Source organism: Nocardioides immobilis (genome assembly GCF_003515065.1).
Classification (GTDB): Bacteria; Actinomycetota; Actinomycetes; order Propionibacteriales; family Nocardioidaceae; genus Nocardioides; species Nocardioides immobilis.
Genome location: NZ_QXGH01000016.1, coordinates 196,066 through 217,182 on the forward strand (window position 1 = coordinate 196,066; position 21,117 = coordinate 217,182).

Annotated in this window: 18 protein-coding genes; 6 read left to right on the forward strand and 12 right to left on the reverse strand. The window is 72.5% G+C overall.

Translation table 11 applies throughout. The features are described 5' to 3' along the window. Positions 1 to 22: 22 nt before the first annotated feature. The 4 genes from D0Z08_RS13450 to ssd are packed head-to-tail and all read right to left on the reverse strand — an operon-like array spanning position 23 to position 3,748. A complete protein-coding gene (locus D0Z08_RS13450; protein ID WP_118925749.1) occupies positions 23 to 751 on the reverse strand; it encodes a type II secretion system F family protein in 729 nt (242 codons plus the stop codon). Continuing rightward, positions 748 to 1,524, reverse strand: coding sequence for a type II secretion system F family protein (locus D0Z08_RS13455; protein WP_118925750.1), 777 nt, complete (start codon positions 1,522 to 1,524; stop codon positions 748 to 750). The genes D0Z08_RS13450 and D0Z08_RS13455 overlap by 4 nt, the downstream gene beginning before the upstream one ends. Further along, positions 1,521 to 2,678, reverse strand: coding sequence for a TadA family conjugal transfer-associated ATPase (locus D0Z08_RS13460; RefSeq protein WP_118925751.1), 1,158 nt, complete (start codon positions 2,676 to 2,678; stop codon positions 1,521 to 1,523). The genes D0Z08_RS13455 and D0Z08_RS13460 overlap by 4 nt, the downstream gene beginning before the upstream one ends. After that, positions 2,675 to 3,748 carry a septum site-determining protein Ssd gene (gene ssd / locus D0Z08_RS13465; protein WP_118925752.1) on the reverse strand — a complete coding sequence of 358 codons (1,074 nt, stop codon included), beginning with the start codon at positions 3,746 to 3,748 and terminating at the stop codon, positions 2,675 to 2,677. The genes D0Z08_RS13460 and ssd overlap by 4 nt, the downstream gene beginning before the upstream one ends. Positions 3,749 to 3,903: 155 nt before the next feature. On the opposite strand from ssd, the gene D0Z08_RS13470 reads away from it, so the two are divergent. Continuing rightward, positions 3,904 to 4,698 carry an HAD family hydrolase gene (locus D0Z08_RS13470; RefSeq protein WP_118925753.1) on the forward strand — a complete coding sequence of 265 codons (795 nt, stop codon included), beginning with the start codon at positions 3,904 to 3,906 and terminating at the stop codon, positions 4,696 to 4,698. A 295-nt stretch (positions 4,699 to 4,993) separates the two neighbouring features. Here D0Z08_RS13470 and D0Z08_RS13475 read toward each other — a convergent pair whose 3' ends face one another. Beyond that, complete coding sequence (locus tag D0Z08_RS13475) at positions 4,994 to 5,725, reverse strand: oxidoreductase (RefSeq protein WP_118925754.1); 732 nt, start codon at positions 5,723 to 5,725, stop codon at positions 4,994 to 4,996. Between the two features lie 36 nt (positions 5,726 to 5,761). Here D0Z08_RS13475 and D0Z08_RS13480 point away from each other — a divergent pair, with 36 nt between their 5' ends. The 5 genes from D0Z08_RS13480 (at position 5,762) to D0Z08_RS13500 (ending at position 10,634) form a co-directional block, all read left to right on the forward strand. After that, positions 5,762 to 6,688, forward strand: a complete 927-nt coding sequence (locus D0Z08_RS13480) for a class I SAM-dependent methyltransferase (protein WP_118925755.1) — start codon at positions 5,762 to 5,764, stop codon at positions 6,686 to 6,688. A 172-nt stretch (positions 6,689 to 6,860) separates the two neighbouring features. Next, the gene (locus D0Z08_RS13485) at positions 6,861 to 7,991 is read left to right on the forward strand and encodes a sensor histidine kinase (protein ID WP_118925756.1); all 1,131 of its coding nucleotides are present in this window, start codon (positions 6,861 to 6,863) and stop codon (positions 7,989 to 7,991) included. Continuing rightward, positions 7,988 to 8,731: a LytR/AlgR family response regulator transcription factor gene (locus tag D0Z08_RS13490; protein ID WP_118925757.1), complete on the forward strand. Its 744-nt coding sequence runs from the start codon at positions 7,988 to 7,990 to the stop codon at positions 8,729 to 8,731. The genes D0Z08_RS13485 and D0Z08_RS13490 overlap by 4 nt, the downstream gene beginning before the upstream one ends. Next, positions 8,728 to 9,111, forward strand: coding sequence for a hypothetical protein (locus D0Z08_RS13495; RefSeq protein ID WP_118925758.1), 384 nt, complete (start codon positions 8,728 to 8,730; stop codon positions 9,109 to 9,111). The genes D0Z08_RS13490 and D0Z08_RS13495 overlap by 4 nt, the downstream gene beginning before the upstream one ends. Then, entirely contained in the window at positions 9,108 to 10,634 is a 1,527-nt protein-coding gene (locus D0Z08_RS13500; protein WP_118925759.1) for a sodium/solute symporter, read from the forward strand. The genes D0Z08_RS13495 and D0Z08_RS13500 overlap by 4 nt, the downstream gene beginning before the upstream one ends. Positions 10,635 to 10,753: 119 nt before the next feature. Here D0Z08_RS13500 and D0Z08_RS13505 read toward each other — a convergent pair whose 3' ends face one another. The 7 genes from D0Z08_RS13505 to D0Z08_RS13535 all read right to left on the reverse strand — a co-directional run bounded on the left by D0Z08_RS13505 (position 10,754) and on the right by D0Z08_RS13535 (position 20,840). Further along, positions 10,754 to 11,431: a sirohydrochlorin chelatase gene (locus D0Z08_RS13505; RefSeq protein WP_118925760.1), complete on the reverse strand. Its 678-nt coding sequence runs from the start codon at positions 11,429 to 11,431 to the stop codon at positions 10,754 to 10,756. Next, a complete protein-coding gene (locus D0Z08_RS13510) occupies positions 11,428 to 12,555 on the reverse strand; it encodes a uroporphyrinogen-III synthase (RefSeq protein WP_118925785.1) in 1,128 nt (375 codons plus the stop codon). The genes D0Z08_RS13505 and D0Z08_RS13510 overlap by 4 nt, the downstream gene beginning before the upstream one ends. A gap of 5 nt (positions 12,556 to 12,560) precedes the next feature. After that, positions 12,561 to 12,929: a nitrite reductase small subunit NirD gene (nirD, locus tag D0Z08_RS13515; RefSeq protein ID WP_118925761.1), complete on the reverse strand. Its 369-nt coding sequence runs from the start codon at positions 12,927 to 12,929 to the stop codon at positions 12,561 to 12,563. After that, positions 12,926 to 15,505, reverse strand: coding sequence for a nitrite reductase large subunit NirB (gene nirB / locus D0Z08_RS13520; protein ID WP_118925762.1), 2,580 nt, complete (start codon positions 15,503 to 15,505; stop codon positions 12,926 to 12,928). Before nirB ends, nirD begins: the two co-directional genes overlap by 4 nt. Continuing rightward, positions 15,505 to 17,016 carry an FAD-dependent oxidoreductase gene (locus D0Z08_RS13525; protein WP_245993930.1) on the reverse strand — a complete coding sequence of 504 codons (1,512 nt, stop codon included), beginning with the start codon at positions 17,014 to 17,016 and terminating at the stop codon, positions 15,505 to 15,507. The genes nirB and D0Z08_RS13525 overlap by 1 nt, the downstream gene beginning before the upstream one ends. Further along, positions 17,013 to 19,118, reverse strand: a complete 2,106-nt coding sequence (locus tag D0Z08_RS13530) for a molybdopterin oxidoreductase family protein (protein ID WP_118925763.1) — start codon at positions 19,116 to 19,118, stop codon at positions 17,013 to 17,015. The genes D0Z08_RS13525 and D0Z08_RS13530 overlap by 4 nt, the downstream gene beginning before the upstream one ends. A 144-nt stretch (positions 19,119 to 19,262) precedes the next feature. Further along, complete coding sequence (locus D0Z08_RS13535) at positions 19,263 to 20,840, reverse strand: MFS transporter (RefSeq protein WP_118925764.1); 1,578 nt, start codon at positions 20,838 to 20,840, stop codon at positions 19,263 to 19,265. Between the last annotated feature and the right edge of the window lie 277 nt (positions 20,841 to 21,117).

Consider the following 21,117-nt stretch of genomic DNA (forward strand, 5'->3'; position numbering starts at 1 on the left):
CTAGATCCGGGAAGGCCGCACGTCACCACGTGATCGTGCGCGCGAGCCCGGCGACGAGCGGCACGATGCCGAGCAGGAGGAAGGCAGGCAGCAGGCACACGCCGAGCGGCACCGCGGCCCGGACCCCGACCGCGCGTGCCCGGTCCTCGACGTCGGCACGGGCCCGGCGGGCGAGCTCCTCGGACAGCCGGTCGACCGCGGCCACGACGGGGGCACCGGAGCGATGGGCGCGGGCCATCGTCCGCCCGAGCGGCCCGATCGCCGGGTCGTCGGCCAGCGCGGACCAGACAGTCAGCGGATCGCCGCCCAGGGCGAGCCGGGCGGCGACCGGGCCCAGGAGGTCGGCAGCGGCACCCGGCAGGGCGCGGCAGACCACGTCGATCGCGGCGCCCGGGGCGGCACCCGAGCGCAGTGCCGCACCGAGCAGGGTGACGACGTGCGGCAGGTCGCGTCGTACCTCCTCGCGCCGGAGGCGCACTGCCCGCGGCTCGATGCGGCCCGCCACCACCCAGGTCGCCACCCCGACGACGAGACCGGCGAGCGGGGCGGCGGGACCGCCGAGGAGTACGGCGGCGCCCGCGCCGGCCAGGAGCGCGCACGGGACCCGCCAACGGCGCAGCCCTCCCGGGCGGTCGCCACCCGGAGCCGAGCGCGGCGGCGGGACCGCCACCACCGGGAGCCGCGGCGCGCCGGGAACCGCGAGGGCGACCGCGACCGCCGCCAGTCCCGCCGCCACGAGGACCACGGTCACCTCCCCCGCTCGACGTCGCGGGCGAGTGCCTCGATCCACGCGAGGCCTGCGATCCCGCACCCCACGCCGCCGGCAAGGCACCCGAGCCCGACCGGGTGGCCCAGCAGGAACCCCCACGGATCGGCGCCGGCGCCACTGCCCATCAGCAGCGCCACCAGCGGCAGGCAGGCGACCAGGCGTGCGGTCGCCCGTGCGGAGGCCAGCTCCCCTGTGACCACCCGCCGGGTCTGCTCGGCGTCGCGCAGCTCCTGCGCGACCCGGCCCAGGGCGTCGGCGAGCCCGTGCCCCGTGCGGTGGGCAACCTGCCAGGCGGCGGCCACGACCCGCAGGTCACCCGCCCCCGGGCCTGCGGCCAGCTCCCGGAACGCGCCCGGCACGTCGCCGCCAGCGGCGGCGGAACGGGTCACCGGTAGCAGCGCCGGCCACTCGCCGGCGACCCGTTCGAGGGCGACGGTCGCGGTCTGCCCGGCGGCCAGCTCGGCCTGCAGGCCGTCGCACAGCTCCACCACCCGGGACCGGACCCGCGCCGCGGCCCGGTCCGCACGGTGCCGCGCTACGAGCCGGCCCGCTGCGAGCGCGGCCGCACCGGCCACCGCACCGAGCACCAGCAGCCGCGGCTCGTCGGCCAGCCACCACCCGGCGCCGCACAGTCCGAGGCCGCCGACGACGTACGACGACCCCCGCCGACCTCGCCGCCCCCGGCCCAGCGCGGCCCGGGGTGGTGCCAGCAGCAGCGCCGCGCACCCGGCCAGCACGCAGGCGATCCCGGTCACCGGCGCCTCCGGGTCTCGATCAGGTCGAGCAGCCGCCCCGCGGCGGGCCCGGCCGTCAGCGTCCCGGCCCGGTCGATCCGCGTGGCGGGCACGGTGCGGACCAGCCCCGCCGGGTCGCGCTCCAGTACGTCGACCTCGCTCAGCCGCCGCTGCCCGTCACGGTCGCGGGTCATGTGGAGCACGACGTCGAGCGCCGAGCCCAGCTGGCTGTGCGCCGCCTCACGGCCGAGCCCGGCGGCGAGCGCCAGCGCCTCGATCCGCGCGGGCAGGTCGGCGGCGGAGTTGGCGTGCACGGTGCCGCAGCCGCCCTCGTGGCCGGTGTTCATCGCCGCCATCAGGTCGACGACGGCGCCGTCCCGCACCTCGCCGACCACCAGCCGGTCCGGCCGCATCCGGAGCGCCTGCCGAACCAGGTCGCGCAGCCCCACCGCACCAGCGCCCTCCAGGTTGGCGGGCCGCGCCTCCAGCCCGACGACGTGCGGATGGTCCGGCCTCAGCTCGGTGGCGTCCTCGACGACGACGATCCGCTCGGCCGGGTCGACCGCACCGAGCAGCGCCGACAGCAAGGTGGTCTTGCCGCTCCCGGTGCCGCCGGTCACGACGAACGCGAGTCGCGCCTGCACCACCAGCCGCACCAGCTCGAGCGACTCGTCCGTGAGCGTGCCGGCCTCCCGCAGCTGGTCCAGGGAGAACCCGCCCTGCCGCGGCACGCGCAGCGAGATCGCGGTCCCGGGCCGGGCCAGCGGCGCCAGCACCGCGTGGCAGCGGGTGCCGTCCGGGAGCCGTACGTCGGCGTACGGTGCCGCGTCGTCGAGCCGCCGGCCGCCGGTGGCGACCAGGCGCTGCGCGAGCCGTCGTACGGCGTCCTCGGTGCCGAGGCGCAGGTCGGCCCGCTCGAGCCCCGACCCGCGGTCGACGTAGACCTCGCCCGCGCCGTTGACGAGCACGTCGGTGACGTCCGGCTGCCGGAGCAGCGGGTCGAGCGGTCCGGCGCCGACAGCGTCGCGGCGCAGCGCCTCGTAGACCGCGAGCACGGTCGCGTCGCCGACCGGGCGCCCGGCGGCCCGGAGCGCCTCGGCGACCCGGTGCGGCGTCAGGTCCCCGGGCGAGCGGGCCAGCCGGCGACGTACCTCCTCGACCAGCTCATCCGTCATCGCAGGGCCTCGACAGGTGTGCCGAGGACCGTGGCGACGGCGCGGGCGAGCGGCCCACGTCGCGACCGCAGCGGACCGAGCCCGAGGTCGAGAGCCTCCCCCAGCCGGGGTTGGTCGCGCATCTGCACCACGACCGGCAGCCGCACCACCGACTCCACGTCTGCGGCGTCGACCGCCTCGCCCCGGAGCACGACGCCGACGTCGGGGTGGCCGGCGAAGCGCACCCGCATCCGCGTCGCCGCGCTCACCCCGAGCACGTTGCCCACGGTGACGACGATCAACTGGTCGCAGCGCGCGGCGACCTCGTCGACCAGCCGGTCGGCGGTGCGGGGCAGGTCGACGACGACCGTGTCGTGGCCGCGGCGCGCGGCCGAGAGCGCCTCGCGCACGGCGAACGCCTGGAGGGTCTGGGCGCCGGCGCCGACGTACCAGGACAGCACCCCCAGTGCCCCCGACCGCGGCAGCGCGTCGCGCAGGGCACGCGCGCTGAGCCGACCGGTGGTCTGGCAGAGCGCGTCCCACCGGAACCCCTCCGTGCGTTCCAGCCCGAGCATCCGGTCGAGGCCGGGTCCCTGCGGGTCGCAGTCGATCACCACCGCGTCGCCCACCCGGGCCGCGCCCTGCCCCAGCGCGCACGCGAAGGTGGTCGCGCCCGCGCCGCCCGATCCGCCGATCACGCCGACCACCCGGCCCCGGGCCGTGCGTCGCTCGGTCAGGTCGGCGAGCAGCTCGACCAACCACGCCGACGAGCCGGCCAGCTCGACCACCTGCTCGGCGCCGAGCTGCAGCGCCGTGCGGAACAGGTCGTCGGGCGCGCGCTGGTGGGCCACGACATAGACGTGGGGCCGCTTCTCGGGCGCGATCCGCGCGACCTCGTCGGCAAGGTCGGCGCCGAGGAGTACGACGGGCGCGCGGCTCCACGACGCCAACGCGGCGAGCGGCTCGTGGGCGGTGACCGGCGCGACGTCGGCGGCAGCGGCGAGCGGCAGCAGCTCGCCGAGCAGGCTCTCGTCGGCGGTGAGGAGGAGCGGGGCGGGGGCCTCGGTGGGCCGGGAGGTGGCGATCGTCATGGACGACATGTCGCCGCGTCGCCGTACGGCCATGCCTGGCCGGTGGCGGGCTGTGGACGACGGCGTGGTGGGGACCGGCTGTGGACGACAGGCGGGCCGCGCCGATGCTGTCGTTGAGCCACGGCGCGGCAGTGGTCGCCCCTACGATTGGGCGCATGGGCCCCGAGGCGGCGTTCTTCGACCTCGACAAGACGATCATCGCGAAGTCGAGCGCGCTTGCGTTCAGCAAGCCCTTTGCCGCCGGCGGCCTCATCTCACGGCGCGCGGTGCTGCGGTCGGCGTACGCGCAGTTCGTCTTCCTCGTCGGCGGCGCCGACCACGACCAGATGGAGAAGATGCGGCAGTTCATGTCGCAGCTCGTGGCCGGCTGGGACGTCGCGACGGTCAAGGAGATCGTCGCCGAGACCCTGCACAACATCGTCGACCCGCTGGTCTACGACGAGGCGGTGCAGCTGATCGAGGAGCACCACGCCGCCGGCCGTGACGTCGTGATCGTGTCCTCGTCCGGCACCGACGTCGTCGAGCCGATCGGCGCGATGCTCGGCGCGGACCGGGTGGTCGCGACCAAGCTCGAGATCGTCGACGGCCAGTACACCGGCGAGATCGACTACTACGCCTACGCCGAGGAGAAGGCGAACGCGATCCGGGACCTCGCCGAGGAGCGGGGCTACGACCTCGCCGCCTGCTACGCGTACAGCGACTCCGCCACCGACATCCCGATGCTCGAGGTGGTCGGGCACCCACACGTGGTCAACCCGGACCGCGAGCTGCGCAAGCTGGCCGCCTCACGCGCCTGGCCGGTGCTGATCTTCAGCAAGCCGGTCGCCCTGCGCAGCCGGGTGCCGCTGCCGCCGCCGAAGCCCACGCTCGCCGCGATCGCGGTCGGTGGTGTGGTGGCGGTGGGCGCCGCGGTGTGGGTCGGCGTACGACGGCGCAACCTCAGCGCCTAATCGGACCGAACGGCCGTTCCAACCCCCCAGGGTTGTCCGGTGGCGCCCAAAAGACAACCCTTGAAGGTGGCCGCCGACCGGCGTACAAAGGGGAGCAAGAACTCAACAAGCAACACATGGCCCAGGTACCCACGCGGCGATCCACCCTTCCTAATTGGGCGCTCGTTCTCCGGAAAACATCCGGGACGGCATACAGATGCACGCCTGGTAGCCACGGGATCATGTGTCAGCGGTGGCACCCGAGAGACATTCGTGACTCGGGTGCCACCTGCATGTGAGGGGTCTTTCCGCTCCGCTACTCCTCCGCGTCGCGGACCAGCGGGCTCGCCTCCGCGGCGGCGGCGTACGCCTCGGCGGTGTAGAGCAGCCAGGAGTGGATGCCGGACTGCTTGCCGCTGGCGTAGCCCCGGAGGTTCGACTCGTACTCCGCGCGCAGCGCCAGGTGCGCGGCCTCGGGCACGACGAGCGACTTCTCGTCGACGCCCTTGGCGGCGATCAGGAGGCGCTCGGCGGCGCGGGCGACGATGCCGTTGTGGGACGGGAACGGCGCGCTGACGACCAGCTCGGCGTGCACGACGGCGGCGACGGCGAGTGCCGGCGCGTCGGTGGTCGCGGTGACCAGGTCGGCGACCGTCCGCAGCAGGCCCGCGGACTCGGCGTCGCGCGGCCGGCCGAGCCGGTCGGCGGGCAGCGAGCCGTGGCCGGCCAGGGCATGGAGGCGGGCGAAGGCCTGCAGGGGCGCACGTCGTACGACGGGGACCAGCGACAGCAGCTCGGTCGACACCCGGACGGCGTCCGCCGAGATCTCGTCGCCGGTGCCCTCCCGGACCTCGGCCAGGCTCGACGCGGACCCCTCGAGCACCGCGCTCGCGTGGGCGCCGCGGAGCAGTGACTCGCCCGTCATCTCGGGGCTGGTACGACGCAGCCCGCGATCGCGCAGCACGGCGTCGATGCCGTCGCGGGCCCCTGCGAAGGCGGACGGAACGCCCTCCAGCGACACCAACCAGGCCAACGGGTCCGCGCTCACCAGAAGTACGTTACCGAGCGACTACGGTGAGTCCTGATGGCACCCAACGAAACCTCCGCACCCGATCCCGCCCTCTGCTTCGGCAGCGTGGTCGACGCCTACGAGCGCGGCCGCCCGGGCTACCCGATCGACGCGGTGCGGTGGCTGACCGGCGACGAGCCGCTGTCGGTGCTCGAGCTGGGTTCCGGCACCGGCAAGCTGACCCGCGAGCTGGTGGCCCTCGGCCACGACGTGCACGCGACCGACCCCGACCCGGGGATGCTCGACGTCCTCGCCCGCAACTACGTCGTGACCCGGATCTCGCAGACCACGGCCGAGGAGATCCCGGTCCCGGACAGCACGTTCGACATCGTGGTCGCGGCGCAGGCCTACCACTGGTTCGACCACGAGCGGGCGCTGCCCGAGATCGCGCGCGTGCTCAAGCGCGGCGGCTCCCTGAGCCTGGTCTGGAACACGCGGGACGAGCGGATCCCGTGGGTCAAGCGGCTCGGCCGGGTGATCGGCAGCCAGGACCAGGACGCCGGCCCGGGCGACGAGCTCGAGTCGTCGCCGTACTTCGGTCCCGTCGAGCACGAGACGTTCAAGCACTGGCAGGTCATCGACCGCTCGACGATCCAGGACCTGGTCCTGTCGCGCTCCAACGTCGCCACCCTGCCGGCCGAGGCGCGCGCCGCGAAGCTGCGCGAGGTCCTCGCGTTCTACGACGAGTTCGGCCGCGGCATGGACGGCATGCAGCTCCCCTACGTCACCCACTGCTACCGCGCGGTGGTCGGCATCAAGCCGCAGTCCGCCCCGAAGACGCTGGTCGCCTCCGGCGAGCAGGACGCCGCCACGCAGGTCGGATCGTCGTACGTCGGCGAGGAGACCCAGCCGGTCTCGTTGTCCGACGCCGCCGAGCTCCCCGAGATCATCGACCCCCCGACCGATGACGACTCCGGGGTCCTCCTCATCGACTTCCGATGACCCGCGAAGTGTCAGGGTTGGTCGGCCGAAGTGTCAGGGTTGGTCGGCCGAAGTCTCGGGGTTGTTCGCTCGAAGTGGCACACCTCGACCCACCAACATCGACACTTCGCGCGACCAACATCGACACTTCGCGCGACAGAGGTTGACACTTCGCGGGTGGCACGATGTCGGCATGCGACGGCGCGGGCATCTCGGCAGTGAGGCCGATCGGGCCACGTTCCGCGCGCTGCACCAGGCGTCGCTCGCGTCGCCGGCGCTCCGGGAGGGGCTGACCGCCGACAGCGCCGACCGGGCGATCAAGCACCTCCGCGCCCTGCTCGGCACCCCGGCGCTCGCGCTCACCGACACCGCGACCACCCTGGCGTGGGACGGCACCGGCAGCCACCACCGCGCCCAGGCCGGCGCGCTCGCGGCCATGCTGGTCGCACCGGTGGGCAGCGACCCGACCCGCGACTGGACCCGCACCGTGGAGCCCACGCAGCTCCCGTGCTCGACGGCCAGCTGCCCCGTCCGCACCGGCGTGATCAGCCCCCTGGTCGTCGACGGCCGGGTGATCGGCACCGTCCAGGCGTTCGCTCCGACCACGACCGCCGGCCTGATCCGCGCCACCGAGGAGGTCGCGCAGTGGGTGTCCGGCCAGCTGGACCTGGCCGAGCTCGACGCGAGCCGCAACCGGGCGATGGAGGCCGAGGTCCAGGCCCTCCGCGCCCAGATCAGCCCGCACTTCATCTACAACTCGCTGGGGGCGATCGCCAGCTTCGTGCGGACCGACCCGGACCGGGCCCGCGAGCTGCTGCTCGAGTTCGCCGACTTCACCCGCTACTCCTTCCGTCGGCACGGCGAGTTCACGACCCTTGCGGACGAGCTGCGCTCGATCGAGCGCTACCTGCTGCTCGAGCAGGCCCGGTTCGGGGACCGGCTCCAGGTGACACTCAACATCGCGCCCGAGGTGCTCCCGGTCGTCGTACCGTTCCTCTGCATCCAGCCGCTCGTCGAGAACGCGGTCCGCCACGGCCTCGAGTCCTCCGCCACGGTCGGGCACCTGCGGATCGTCGCCCACGACCGCGGGCACGAGTGCGTGGTAGAGGTCGAGGACGACGGCGTCGGCGAGGACCCGGATAAGGTACGGCGAGCGCTGGCCGGTGACGCGTCCCTCGACTCGGTCGGGCTCGGCAACGTCGACGCCCGGCTGCGCGCGACGTTCGGCGACGACTACGGGCTCGTCGTGGAGACCGCTCCGGGCGCCGGCACGAAGGTGATCGTGCGGGTGCCCAAGTTCGCTCCGGGGGTGAGCGCCCAGTGACGGGTCCCGACAGCCAACAGCGCCTGCGGGTGCTCGTCGTGGACGACGAGCAGCCCGCCCTCGACGAGCTCGCCTACCTCCTCTCGGCCGACGCGCGCGTCGGCGAGGTGGTCGCCGTGTCGACCGCCACGGAGGGGCTGCGGATCCTGCGCGAGACCGACGTCGACGCGGTGTTCCTCGACATCCAGATGCCGGGGCTCAGCGGCCTCGAGCTGGCCGAGGTGCTGGGTCGGTTCAAGGAGCCGCCTCCCGTCGTCTTCGTCACGGCGCACGAGCAGCACGCCGTCGACGCATTCGAGCTGCACGCCGTCGACTACGTGCTCAAGCCGGTGCGCGCCGACCGGCTCGCCGAGGCGGTACGCCGCGTGGTCTCCGGCTCCGACCGGCGGCCGGCGCCGGAGGACACCCAGATCGCCGTGGAGCGCGGCGGTGTCACCCGGTTCGTCGACCGCGGCCAGATCTCGTACGTCGAGGCGCACGGCGACTACGCGCGGCTGCACACGAGGTCCGGCGACGCCTACCTGGTGCGGATCCCGCTCTCCACGCTCGAGGAGGAGTGGCGCTCGGCGGGCTTCAACCGGATCCACCGCTCGCTCCTCGTCGCCCTCGCCCACATCGACGAGCTCCGCACCGAGGCCGGCAGGTGCACGGTCCTCGTCGGCGACGCCGAGCTGCCGGTGGCGCGCCGTCATACGCGGGAGCTCCGCGACGTGCTGGTACGGCGGGCCAGGGACTCGTGAGCGAGCCGCGACCGCAGCGGGTCCGGGTCACCGGACCGCCGCGCTACTCGACCGGGCCGCGCAACCGGATCGGCGACGTGCACGAGCAGACGCCGCTCGGCGACGTCTTCCTCCGCTCGTTGCTGAAGGAGCAGCTCACCCTCGCGATCCGGGTGCTCGTCCTGATCGGGCTCACCCTCGGCCTGCTCCCGCTCGTGTTCCACCTCTGGCCGGACCTGGCGGAGATCGAGCTGCTCGGGCTGCCGGTCGCGTGGGTGGGGCTGGGTGCGGTCGTCTACCCGTTCCTCCTGCTCGTCGGCTGGCGCTACGTGCGGAGCGTGGAGCGCAACGAGCGCGACTTCGCGGACCTGGTCGCCGGCTCGGAGGACAGGGAGTCGTGAGCGGCGACGCCGTACCGGGGCTGATCGCGGTGCTCGCGGTCACCGTGGCGACCCTGGCGATCGGTACCTGGGGCCTGCGGTTCTCGCGCACCACCAGCGACTTCTTCGTCGCCTCCCGGTCGGTCAACCCGCGGCTCAACGCCTCGGCGATCTGCGGCGAGTACCTCTCCGCCGCGTCCTTCCTCGGGGTCGCCGGCCTGCTGCTCGTCGGCGGCGCGCAGATGCTCTGGTACCCCGTCGGCTGGACCGCCGGCTACCTCGTGCTGCTCGTGCTCGTCGCCGCCCCGCTGCGACGGTCGGGCGCCTACACACTGCCGGACTTCGCCGAGGCGCGGCTCGGCTCGCGGGTGGTGCGGTCGGCCTGCTCGCTGCTGGTGGTGGGCGTCGGCTGGCTCTACCTGCTGCCGCAGTTCCAGGGCGCCGGGCTGACGCTGGAGTCGGCGATCGGGGCGCCCCGGTGGGTCGGGCCGCTCATCGTCGGGTCCGTCGTACTGGTGAACGTGATGTCGGGCGGGATGCGCTCGATCACCTTCGTCCAGGCGTTCCAGTACTGGCTCAAGCTGACCGCGCTGCTCGTCCCCGCGATGGTGCTGCTCGTGGTCTGGGTCGGCGACGGCCGGCCGGCGGGCTCCGGCGCCGGTGACAGCTGGTCGGTGCCGGTGGCGGGCGGCGGGGCGATCGGGCTCTACGGCACCTACTCGCTGATGATCGCGCTGTTCCTCGGGACGATGGGCCTGCCGCACGTCGTCGTGCGGTTCTACACGAATCCGGACGGCAGGGCCGCGCGCCGTACGACGCTCGTGGTGCTGGCCCTGCTCGGGCTCTTCTACCTCTGGCCGCCGGTCTTCGCCGCGCTCGGCCGGGTCTACGGCGGCGACCTGGTCGCGAAGGGGAACGCCGACGTGCTCGTGCTCGAGCTGCCGCGGCTGATGGTCGACGGCGTCGGCGGCGAGCTGTTGACGGGCCTGGTGACCGCCGGTGCGTTCGCCGCGTTCCTGTCGACCGCGTCGGGGCTGGCGATCGCGGTCTCCGGCGTGCTAACGCAGGACGTCACCAGCCGGTTCGTCGGCGAGCGGGGCCCGGCTGGGACTCCGGGGTCGATCGCGCCCGCCTTCCGGCTCGCGGCGGTGCTGGCGGTGTCGGTGCCCGTGCTGGTCGCCCTCTTCGCCACCAACGTCGGCGTCGCGCAGTCGGTCGGCCTCGCCTTCGCCGTCGCGGCGTCGACGTTCTGCCCGCTGCTCATGCTCGGGATCTGGTGGCGCGGCCTGACCGACGCCGGCGCGCTCGCCGGGCTGGCGGCCGGCGGGATCGGCGCGGGCGGGGCCGCGGTGCTCAACGTGGTCGGGGTCCAGGGGTCGGGCTGGGTCGGTGCCCTGATCCTGCAGCCCGCCGCCTGGAGCGTACCGGTCGCCTTCGCGACGATGGTGCTGGTGTCGCTCGCCACCGCCTCCCGGGCGCCGCTCCACGCCCGGCGGTTCCTGGTGCGGTTGCACACGCCGGAGGTGTTGGAGGTGGGGGGCTGACGGGGGTGTGGAGGCGTGCAGGAATCCCCGGTCCGCCGGTGATTCCTGCACTTGTCGGGCAATGCAACGGCCGACAAGCGCCAGTACTGGCCGACCGATGTGACGGGTGGGGCTGGTGACTACGCCGACGCGCGTTCGCCCATCAGCACCCGGACTACCCGCTGGCAGATCAGGTCGACCACGCGGGGGTGCGCGCCGATGACGCCGGCGATGACAGAAGCACCGGCAGCGCGGGCGTCGGCCCGGCCGCGGGAGGCGAAGTGGCCGGGCGCGAGCAGGTACGGCGACACCGCGTCGCCCGGCCGTACGACGTCCGCCGGCCGGCTGCCGATGGCGCCGAGCGTCGCCAACCGGACGGGTGCGCCCCACAGCTCGCCGAGCAGCCGGGCCGCGCCCTCGAGGTCGGTGGTGGCCTCGGGGTCGGTGGAGCCGGCGGCGACCATCACGACCGGCTGCCCCGCCACCGCGCCGGCCTCGACCAGCCGGTCGACCTGGGCTGCGGCGATCAGCGGGTCGGGCCCGAGCGGGCCGCCGAGCACCACGGGCGCCGGAGTCTCGGCGACGGCGGCCGGGAGGTCGTGCCGCACGTGGTATCCGGTCGACAGCAGCAGGGGTACGACGACGGCCGGCTCACGAGCACCGCGCATCACGTCGGCGAAGAGCGGCTCGCAGAGCTCGACGTACGACGCCGTCGCGCTCATGCCGAGCCGGCGGCCGGCGGCCGCGGTCAGCTCGGAGGCCACCCGGTTGCCGGCGGCGTGACGGGTGCCGTGGGCGACGGTGACAAGGGTCGTCATGTCGTCACCGCGAGCCGGTAGCCGCGCTTGACGACGGTCTGGATGCAGCGGGTGCCGAGGGCGGCGCGCAGCCGGGCGACGGCCATCTCGACCGCGTGCTCGGAGCCGGCGGTGCCGGACGGGAGGGACACGAGCAGGTCCCGGCGGGAGACGACGGTGCCGGGATTGACCAGCAGGGCCTGGAGGACGGCGTAGGGGGCCGGCGACAGCTTGACCACGACGCCGTCGAGGAGCACGTCGTCGCCGTGCAGCAGCAGGGTGTGGCCGGCGACCTCGAGCGACGTGCCGCCGGCGCGGGACGGCAGCTCGGTCTCGAGCTGCTTGACCATGGCGGCCAGCCGCGACCGCTCGGGATAGATCGAGGGCACGCCCCACATCTCGAACGCAGCCGCGGTGACGGGGCCGACACAGGCGGCGATCACGTCGGCCTGGAACGCGCCGATGACCTCGTCGCGGTGTCCGGCCGTGGCGGCTGCCGACATCATCGCCGCGACGGCAGGTGCGGCGGTGAAGGTCACCGCGTCGACCCGGCCCTCCACGACGGCCTCGACCAGGCCGAACATCGGCTCGAGGTCCTCCGCCGCGTCGACCCGGTAGACGGTCACGGTGGTCACCTCGGCGCCGAGCCGGCGCAGCGCGTGGGCGGCCATCGACAGCGACTGGCCGTGCTCCTGGACGACGATCCGCAGCCCGGTGAGGTCGCGGCCGCGCAGGTGCGCCAGGACGTCCTCGAACTCCTCAGACTCGGGCGCCCACAGCTCCCGCAGCCCGAACCGCCGGAGCGCGCCGACGCTCTTCGGCCCACGGGCCAGGATCTCGGCCTTGCCGAGGTGCGCGACCAGGTCGTCCTTCAGGCCCCACCGCTCGCAGGCGGTGAGCCAGGACTTCATGCCGATCCCGGTGGTCGCGAGGAAGATGTCGACCGGCTGGGCCAGGACGTCCCTGGTCGCCGCGAGCAGCGCCACCTCGTCGATCCGGTTCGGGTCGACCGACAGCGCGGGCGCGTGGATGACCGTCGCGCCGCGCCGCTCGAGGAGCGCGATCTGCTCCTCGGCACGTCGCGCCGCAGTCACACCCACGGTGAACCCCGTCAGCGGCCGGTCCGGCACGGACTCCTCCTTCACGACGTTCACGCCTGGCGAGGTCCCACTTCCACGACCCCGTCGACCACACGCACGTCGTACGACGCCACGGCGACGCCTGCGTCGTCGAGGCACTGTCCGTTGCGGAGGTCGAACGCCTGCTTGTACATCGGGCTGGCCACGAACGGGACGTCCTCGCCGTCCACCACCTTGGTGCCGACGATCCCGCGCGCGAGAACCGATGCCTTGGAGAACGGATCGTAGTTCGAAAGGGCGTAGACGTGGTCATCGAACGTGCGGATCACCGCCACCGCCTCGCCGCCGACGAGGGCGGTCACGCCGCCCTCGCGCTCGATCTGGTCGAGCCGGCAAACAGCATTGAACGTCGTCACAGTGCCGGTTGGGCTCACGGTCATCGAGGGGCTCCTACGGGGATGGTGTCGCCGAGCGAGACGGGACCGTCACTGTCAGCCGGAGCGATCTGGCCACGCTCGTCACGGAAGGAGATGTTGGGGTCGGGCACGCCGGGCGCGTTCACGAACGACACGAACCGGGCCATCTTCTCGGGGTCCTCGATGGTGGCCTTCCACTCGTCGAAGTAGGACTCGACGTGCTTGTCCATCGCCGCCTCGAGCTCGGCGCCGAGGCCGAGCACGTCGTCGACGACGACCTCGCGGATCCGGTCGAGGCCGCCCTCGATCGAGTCCATCCAGTACGACGTCCGCTGCAGCCGGTCGGCGGTGCGGATGTAGTACATGAGGAACCGGTCGAGGTAGGCGATCAGGGTGTCCTTGTCCAGGTCACCGGCCAGCAGCTGCGCGTGGGCCGGGATGGCGCCACCGTTGCCGCAGACGTAGAGGTTCCAGCCCTTCTCGGTGGCAATGATCCCGAAGTCCTTCGACCGAGCCTCCGCGCACTCACGGGCGCAGCCGGAGACGCCGCCCTTGAGCTTGTGCGGCGAGCGCAGGCCCCGGTAGCGGAGCTCGAGCTCGATGGCGAGACCGACCGAGTCCTGCACGCCGTACCGGCACCAGGTCGAGCCGACGCACGACTTCACGGTCCGCAGCGCCTTGCCGTAGGCGTGGCCCGACTCCATGCCGGCGTCCACCAGCCGCTTCCAGATCGCCGGCAGGTCCTCCATCCGGGCGCCGAACAGGTCGATCCGCTGGCCGCCGGTGATCTTGGTGTAGAGGCCGAAGTCGCGGGCCACCTCGCCGATCGCGATCAGCTTCTCCGGGGTGATCTCGCCGCCGGGGACGCGGGGCACGACCGAGTAGGTGCCGTTGCGCTGGATGTTGGCGAGGTAGGCGTCGTTGGTGTCCTGCAGCTGCCGGTTGCCCGGCTCGAGGACGTGGTGGTTGAGCAGGCTGGCCAGGATCGACGCGACCGCAGGCTTGCAGATGTCGCAGCCGCGGCCGTTGCCGTGGCCCTCGATGATGTCGTCGAACCGCGTGTAGCCGTGGATCGCGACGACGTCGAAGAGCTCCTGACGCGTCATCTTGAAGTGCTGGCACAGCGACCGGTCGACCTCCTTGCCGGTGGCGGTGAAGTAGTCCTCGACGATCTTCTTGACCACGTTCTTGCACGAGCCGCAGGTCGAGCCGGCGCGGGTGTGGGTGGTCACGCAGGCCGCATCGACGCAGGGGCCGCCGTCGTTGAGCGTGGACTCGTCCGAGACCGCTTCCTTGATCTGGGCCTTGGTGACGTCGTTGCACGAGCAGACCTGCATGTCGTCGGGCAGGTCCAGCTCCACGCCGCCACGACCGGCGGGGAGGATCAGCTCCTCGGGGTTCTCCGGCAGCTCCATGCCGGAGGCCACCATCGGGCGGAGGATCCCGTACGCCGCCGCGTCGCCGACGAGGACGCCGCCGAGCAGCCGCTTTCCGTCCTCGCTGATGACGAGCTTCTTGTAGACCCCGGAGACGGCGTCCTGGTAGGTCAGCTCCAGCGAGCCCTCGGTCTCGCCGTGGGCGTCACCGAAGGACGCGACGTCGACACCGAGCAGCTTGAGCTTGGTGGACATGTCGGCGCCGGTGAAGGTGCCCTCGCCGCCCAGCAGCCGGTCGACGACGATCTCGGCCATGTCGTAGCCGGGGGCCACGAGGCCGTACATCATCCCGTCGACCGCGGCGCACTCACCGATCGCCCAGATGTGCTCGTCGGAGGAGCGCAGCGTTCCGTCGACGAGGACTCCGCCACGGTCCGCGACGTCGAGCCCGGCGGCACGCGCGAGGGCGTCCCGGGGCCGGATGCCGGCGGAGAAGACGACGATGTCGACGTCGAGCGGGTTGCGGTCCTTGAGCGCCAGCCGGTCGACCCGGCCCTTCTTGTCGCCGAGCACCGCCTCGGTCATGGCGCCGGTGTGGACGGTCAGGCCGAGGCCACCGATGTGGCGGTTGAGCGTCTTGCCGCCCATGTCGTCGATCTGGACCGCCATCAGCCGCGGCGCGAGCTCCACGACGTGCGTCTCCAGGCCGAGCTGGTGCAGCGCGTTGGCAGCCTCGAGGCCGAGCAGGCCGCCGCCGATCACGGCGCCGACCCCCGACTTCCCAGCCTTCTTCGACGCGTCGCGGATCGCCTCGAGGTCCTCGATGGTGCGGTAGACGAAGCAGTTCTCCAGGTCGTGCCCGGGCACCGGCGGCACGAACGGCGCGGCACCGGTCGCCAGCACCAGCTCGTCGTAGTGCAGGTCCTCGCCGTTGGCGAGGGTGACGATCCGCTGCCGCGGCGAGACCGCCACGACCTCGGTGTTGATGCGCAGCCGGACCCGCGGGTCGTCGTACTTCCCGGAGGGGACGTAGCTCAGCGCCTCGGCGCCGACCTCGAAGAAGGAGGTCAGGGCGACCCGGTCGTACGCCGGCCGCGACTCCTCGCCGATGACGGTGATGTCGTAGGTCTCGGTCAGGCCGCGTGAGATCGCGGACTCGACGAAACGGTGGCCCACCATGCCGTGGCCGACCACGACGAGCTGCTTGCGAAGGTGCGGTGCCATCACTTGATTCCTTCCGGGGTGAGGCTGGACCGGTCTGCCAGTAGCTGGCGCACGGTCGAGGCGCAGCCACCACATCCGGTGGTGGCGCGGGTCGTGTCTCGGGCTGCTTCGAACGAGGAGCAGGCCCGGATCGCGCCGGCGGTGACACCGGCGCAGTTGCAGACCTCCGCGTCGTCGGGGAGCTGCACGGGCTTGGCGGAGCGCTCGACCAGGAGCAGGTCGCCGGGCTCGGTGGGTCCGAGCACGGTCTGCCGGTCGTAGTGCTGGGTGATCAGGCCGATCCGGTTGAGGTCGCCGACCAGGGCACCGGCGACGATCCGGCCGTCGCGGATCACGAGCTTGCGGTGCGAGCCGCGGACCGGGTTGGACATCTCGACGACGTCGCCGCCGTTGAGCACCTCGCGCTCGGGGTCGCCGAGGACGGCGACGTCGAGGCCGGTGGCCCGGAGGCGGGCGACGATCCGGCTGCCGTCGTACTTGACCGGCTCGTCCATCAGGACGCCGGCGAGGACCCCGGCCTGCTCCCAGGCGGGCGGGACGAAACCGGTCACGCGGCCTTCGTGCTCGACGCAGTCGCCGAGCGCGAAGATCTCCGGGTCGGTGACGCTGGCGAGCCGGTCGTCCACGACGATCCCCCGGCGGACCTCGAGGCCGGCGCGGCGGGCCAGCGCCGTGGACGGACGACCGCCGGCGGTGAGGATGACCAGGTCGGTGTCGAGGGTGAAGCCGTTGTCGAGCCGCAGCGCGACCCGGCCGGGGTTGGTCGGCAGCGGGTCGAGGACCTTGACAGAGCCGCCGAGACCGAGACCGCTGTTGGCGTCGGTGAGCTTGACCGCGCGGGCGCCGGTGTAGACGGCGACGCCGAGCTTCTTCATGTCGCGGGCCAGGATCTTGCCGGCCGCGGTGCCGAGCTGCTGGTGGAGCAGGTGGTCCCCGCCCTCGACGACCTCGGTGTCGATGCCGCGCGCACCGAGTGCCCGCGCGACCTGGAGGCCGAGGAGGCCGCCACCGACGACGACCGCGCGCCGGTTGATCGGCTCGCCGTTCTCGTCGGTCGCGGTGACGGATTCGAGGAGCCGCTCGCACTCGCCCAGGGAGCGGAACGCGTGGACCGACTCGTGGAGCGAGCCGTCCATCTTCACCAGCCCGCGGATGGGCGGCAGCGTCGGGATGCTGCCGGTGGCGAGCACCAGCACGTCGTACTCGATGATCGTGCCGTCGACGAGCATGACGTCCTTCAGGTCGCGCTCGACCTCGAGGACCCTGGCGCCGAGGCGGAGGTCGATGCCGTGCTCGGCGTACCACTCCTCGCCGCGGAGCGTCAGCGCCTCCGGCCGGTGGGTGCCCTCGAGCACGGCCGACAGCAGGATCCGGTTGTACGGCGCGTGCGGCTCGTCGCCGAGCACCGTGATCGTCAGGTGGTCGGTCGCGCCGCGTGCGACGAGCTCCTCGACCAGCCGGGTCGAGGCCATGCCGTTGCCGACGACGACCAGGCGCTTCTTCGTAGTCACGCCGTCACCTCCGCAGCGCAGACCTTGAACTCCGGCATCCGGCTGGACGGGTCCAGGGCGTCGTTGGTGAGCCGGTTGGCGCCGACCCAGTGGAACGGGATGAAGACGGTGTCCGGGCGGATGGTGGTGACGACCTTGGCGGGCGCCTTCATCTCGCCGCGGCGCGTGCGGACGATGACCGGGTCGCCGTCGTGGGCGCCGATCCGGTTCGCCAGCATCGGGTGGATCTCGACGAACGGGCCGGCGTCGGGCAGCGAGCGGACGCGGCGGGTCTGGGCGCCCGACTGGTACTGCGCGAGCACCCGACCGGTCGTGAGGTGCAGCGGGAACTCCGCGTCGGTCGGCTCGGCCGGGCCGGCGTGCTCGACCACGAGGAACCGCGCCTTCCCGTCGGGCGTGGCGAAGGAGTCGGCGAACATCCGCGGCGTGCCGGGGTGCTGGTCGCCGCCCTCGGGCACAGCCGGGCAGGGCCAGAACACGCCCTGCTCGTCGCGGATCCGGTCGTAGGAGATGCCGCTGTAGTCGGCCTTGCCGCCCGCCGACGCGCGGCCGAGCTCGGCGAAGATCTCCTCGACGTCGGTGCCGAAGGGCACGGGCGAGGCCAGCCGCTCGGCCAGGCCAGCGATCACGTCGAGGTCGCTGCGGACGCCCTTCGGGGGCTCGACCGCCTGCTCGCGCAGGATCACCCGGCCCTCGAGGTTGGTCATGGTGCCGGACTCCTCGGCCCACTGCGTGATGGGGAGCACGACGTCGGCGATCGCGGCCGTCTCGCTCATCACGATGTCGCAGACCACGAGCAGGTCCAGCGACTCGAGCCGCTGGGTGACGTGGGTCGCGCGGGGTGCCGAGACCACGATGTTGCTGCCGAACACCAGGAGCGCCCTAGGACCATCAGCGCCGCCGCCGGTGCCGAGCTGTCCCAATGAATCGAGCAGCTCGTAGGCGGACTTGCCCTTGCCGGGCAGCGACTCGGGCGTGACGCCCCACACCTGCGCGACGTGGGCACGGGCGGCAGGGTCGTCGATCATCCGGTAGCCGGGGAGCTGGTCGGCCTTCTGGCCGTGCTCGCGCCCGCCCTGGCCGTTGCCCTGGCCGGTGAGGCATCCGTAGCCGGCGTGCTCCCGCCCGGGCAGGCCCAGGGCGAGCGCCACGTTGATCCAGCCGAGGACGGTGGCCGTGCCCTGGCTGTGCTGCTCGGCGCCGCGGGCGGTGAGGATCATGATCTTCTCGTTGGCCGCGAGCAGGTCGACGAGCGCACGGAGCTCGGCGGTCATCACGCCGCTCACCCGCTCGACCCGCTCCGGCCACCACGACGCGACCGAGCGGCGGACCTTGCCCCACCCGGTGGTGCGGGCGGCGACGTACTCCTCGTCGATGGCGCCGGCGGCGTCGAGCAGGTGCAGGACGCCCTGCGCCAGCGCCAGGTCGGTGCCGGGGACGGGCTGCAGGAAGAGGTCGGCGCGGTCGGCCGTCGCGGTCTTCCGCGGGTCGATGACGACGAGCTTGCCGCCGCGCTCGCGGAGCCGGTCGAGGTGCCGCGCGGCCGGCGGCATCGTCTCGGCCAGGTTGGAGCCGACCAGGACGACGACCTCGGCCTGCTCGACGTCGGCGAGCGGGAACGGCAGGCCGCGGTCGACGCCGAACGCCTGGTTGCCGGCGCTGGCCGCCGACGACATGCACCAGCGGCCGTTGTAGTCGATCTGGCTGGTGCCGAGTGCGACCCGGGCGAACTTGCCGAGCTGGTAGGCCTTCTCGTTCGTGAGACCGCCGCCGCCGAAGATCGCCACGCTGTCGGGGCCGGACGACGCCTGCAGGTCCTTGATCTTGCCGGCGATCAGGTCGAGCGCCTCGTCCCACTCGGCGGCACGCAGCTCGCCGGTGGCGCGATCCTTGATCATCGGGGTCGTCAGCCTCTCGCGGCTGCCGCGGAGCTCCGCGGCGGTCCAGCCCTTGCGGCAGAGGCCACCCTCGTTGACCGGGAACTCCGCCCAGGGCAGCACCTCGAGGGCGGTCCGCCCCTTCTTCTGGAGCGTCATGCCGCACTGCAGGCTGCAGTAGGGGCAGTGGGTCCGCGTCACGCGCTCGCCCTGGCTCTCGGTCATGTGTCCATTCCACTTCTTGCCGGTTTCGCTAACGGATCGCTCACCTGGCCCGGAAGGTCAACTACTTCTCACGTGCTCACAGCCCCGCGGGAAATGCGGTGTGGCGCGGCCCACAGGGGCCGCGCCACACCGCCGAGCCATCGGTCAGATCCCGACCCCGGCGTAGCTCAGGTGCGCCTTCGCGGGGTGCGGCTTGCGGAGGTAGACCCAGAAGGTGACCGACGCGCAGACCACGTAGAAGCCGGCGAACACCATGAACGCGGTCTTCGTGGCCGACAGCGGGTCGGTGACCCAGGGCGAGCCGAACGTGATCGGGATGAGGAAGCCGCCGATCGCACCCACCGCGCCGATGATGCCGACCGCCGCGGAGGCCTTCTTGGTACCGGCGAGGAGCGCAGCGTCACGCTCCGGCGTGTTGGGCGTCGACGCCCGCTCGGCCTCGGTGCGGAAGATCGCGGGGATCATCTTGTACGTCGAGCCGTTGCCGATGCCGGTGAAGAAGAAGATCAGCAGGAACATGCCCAGGAACAGCGGGAACACGTCCGTGTTGGCGTCGACCGCGGACTGCACGGCGTCGGGGTAGCTGAACGCGGCCGGGTCGGCCTTGATCGCCGCGAGAGCGGCAGCGTCCGGCGGCGGCGGGAGGGTCTCGAGCAGGCTCAGCGTCCAGAGCACGCCGAGCGTGCCCAGGATCATGCCGCCGAAGCACACCATCGTGACCCGGGCGCCACCGAACTTGTCGGCGAGGTAGCCGCCGAGCGGACGCGACATCGAGCCGACGAGGGCACCGAGGAACGCGTAGAACACGAAGTTGATGCCGATGCCGGCCACGTCGGGGACGGGCTGCCGCCAGAAGTTGACCTTGATCAGCAGCGGCATCGCGGCGGAGTACCCGATGAACGAGCCGAAGGTCCCGATGTAGAGGAACGACATCACCCAGGTCTGCTTGCTCTTCAGGACCTGGAGCTGCTCCTTCGCCGGGGACTTCGCGTTGGAGAGGTTGTCCATGAAGAAGAACGCCGCGAGGACAGCGGTGACTGCGAGTCCGGCGTACACCCAGGCCGCGCGCTCGAGGTGGATGCCGCCCTCCGACGCCTTGACCAGGCCGAAGATGCCGGCGCCGCCGACGATCACGGGCAGGAAGAACTGGATGAGCGCCACGCCCAGGTTGCCGCCGGCGGCGTTGAGGCCGAGGGCCGCGCCCTTGAGCCGGGCCGGGTAGAAGAAGTTGATGTTGGCCATCGACGAGGCGAAGTTGCCGCCACCGAAGCCCGCGGTCGCGGCGATCACGCAGAAGGCCCAGTACGGCGTGCCGGGCTGGTTCACGAAGTACGCGAACGACAGCGTCGGGATCAGCAGGAGGGCGGCGCTGACCATCGTCCAGTTACGTCCGCCGAACTTCGGCACCGCCAAGGTGTAGGGGACCCGGATCAGCGAGCCGACCAGGTTGGGGATCGCGACCAGGAAGAACAGCTGCTGCGGGGTGAACTCGAACCCCTGCGCGAGGAGCATCGCGGAGCTGACGCTCCAGATCAGCCACACCGAGAAGCCGAGGTGCTCGGCGAAGATCGACCAGATCAGGTTGCGCTTCGCAACCCGGGCGCCGGTCTCGTCCCAGAACTTCTCGTCCTCGGGACGCCAGTCGTCGATCCAGCGACCGGTGCGGTGCTGGGTCGGAGGTGCAGCGGTGTCAGCGCTGCCCGGGGGGGACGTGAGAGTCATGTCGTGCTCCTGTGCTGCGGGCATAGTGGCCATCGAATGCACTGATCGTCGGTCCCGGGCGTTTCACCTCGTCGCTTGTCGCGGCGTCCCCTTGGTCAACTTGTTCTCACGCCCTCACATCCCTCACCGGCTCACGTGTAATCCGGGTCACAGCTGATATGTAGAGCCTCCTGTCAAGAGGGCAGGGTGAGGCGCCCGTCCCGGTAGTCGGGGCGGGCGCCTCGTGCTTCGCTGCGTCTGAGCTGGAGAGCGTGTCGTTGGCGACGCGCGGGTCATG

Excerpts from the sequence above, each read along its gene's own strand:
- D0Z08_RS13505 (WP_118925760.1), bottom strand. The coding sequence starts at position 11,431 with ATGACGACCCTTGTCACCGTCGCCCACGGCACCCGTCACGCCGCCGGC.
- D0Z08_RS13480 (WP_118925755.1), top strand. The coding sequence starts at position 5,762 with ATGGCACCCAACGAAACCTCCGCACCCGATCCCGCCCTCTGCTTCGGC.
- D0Z08_RS13470 (WP_118925753.1), top strand. The coding sequence starts at position 3,904 with ATGGGCCCCGAGGCGGCGTTCTTCGACCTCGACAAGACGATCATCGCG.
- D0Z08_RS13530 (WP_118925763.1), bottom strand. The coding sequence starts at position 19,118 with ATGACCGAGAGCCAGGGCGAGCGCGTGACGCGGACCCACTGCCCCTAC.
- nirB (WP_118925762.1), bottom strand. The coding sequence starts at position 15,505 with ATGGCACCGCACCTTCGCAAGCAGCTCGTCGTGGTCGGCCACGGCATG.
- ssd (WP_118925752.1), bottom strand. The coding sequence starts at position 3,748 with ATGACGATCGCCACCTCCCGGCCCACCGAGGCCCCCGCCCCGCTCCTC.
- D0Z08_RS13460 (WP_118925751.1), bottom strand. The coding sequence starts at position 2,678 with ATGACGGATGAGCTGGTCGAGGAGGTACGTCGCCGGCTGGCCCGCTCG.
- D0Z08_RS13485 (WP_118925756.1), top strand. The coding sequence starts at position 6,861 with ATGCGACGGCGCGGGCATCTCGGCAGTGAGGCCGATCGGGCCACGTTC.
- nirD (WP_118925761.1), bottom strand. The coding sequence starts at position 12,929 with ATGACCGTGAGCCCAACCGGCACTGTGACGACGTTCAATGCTGTTTGC.
- D0Z08_RS13535 (WP_118925764.1), bottom strand. The coding sequence starts at position 20,840 with ATGACTCTCACGTCCCCCCCGGGCAGCGCTGACACCGCTGCACCTCCG.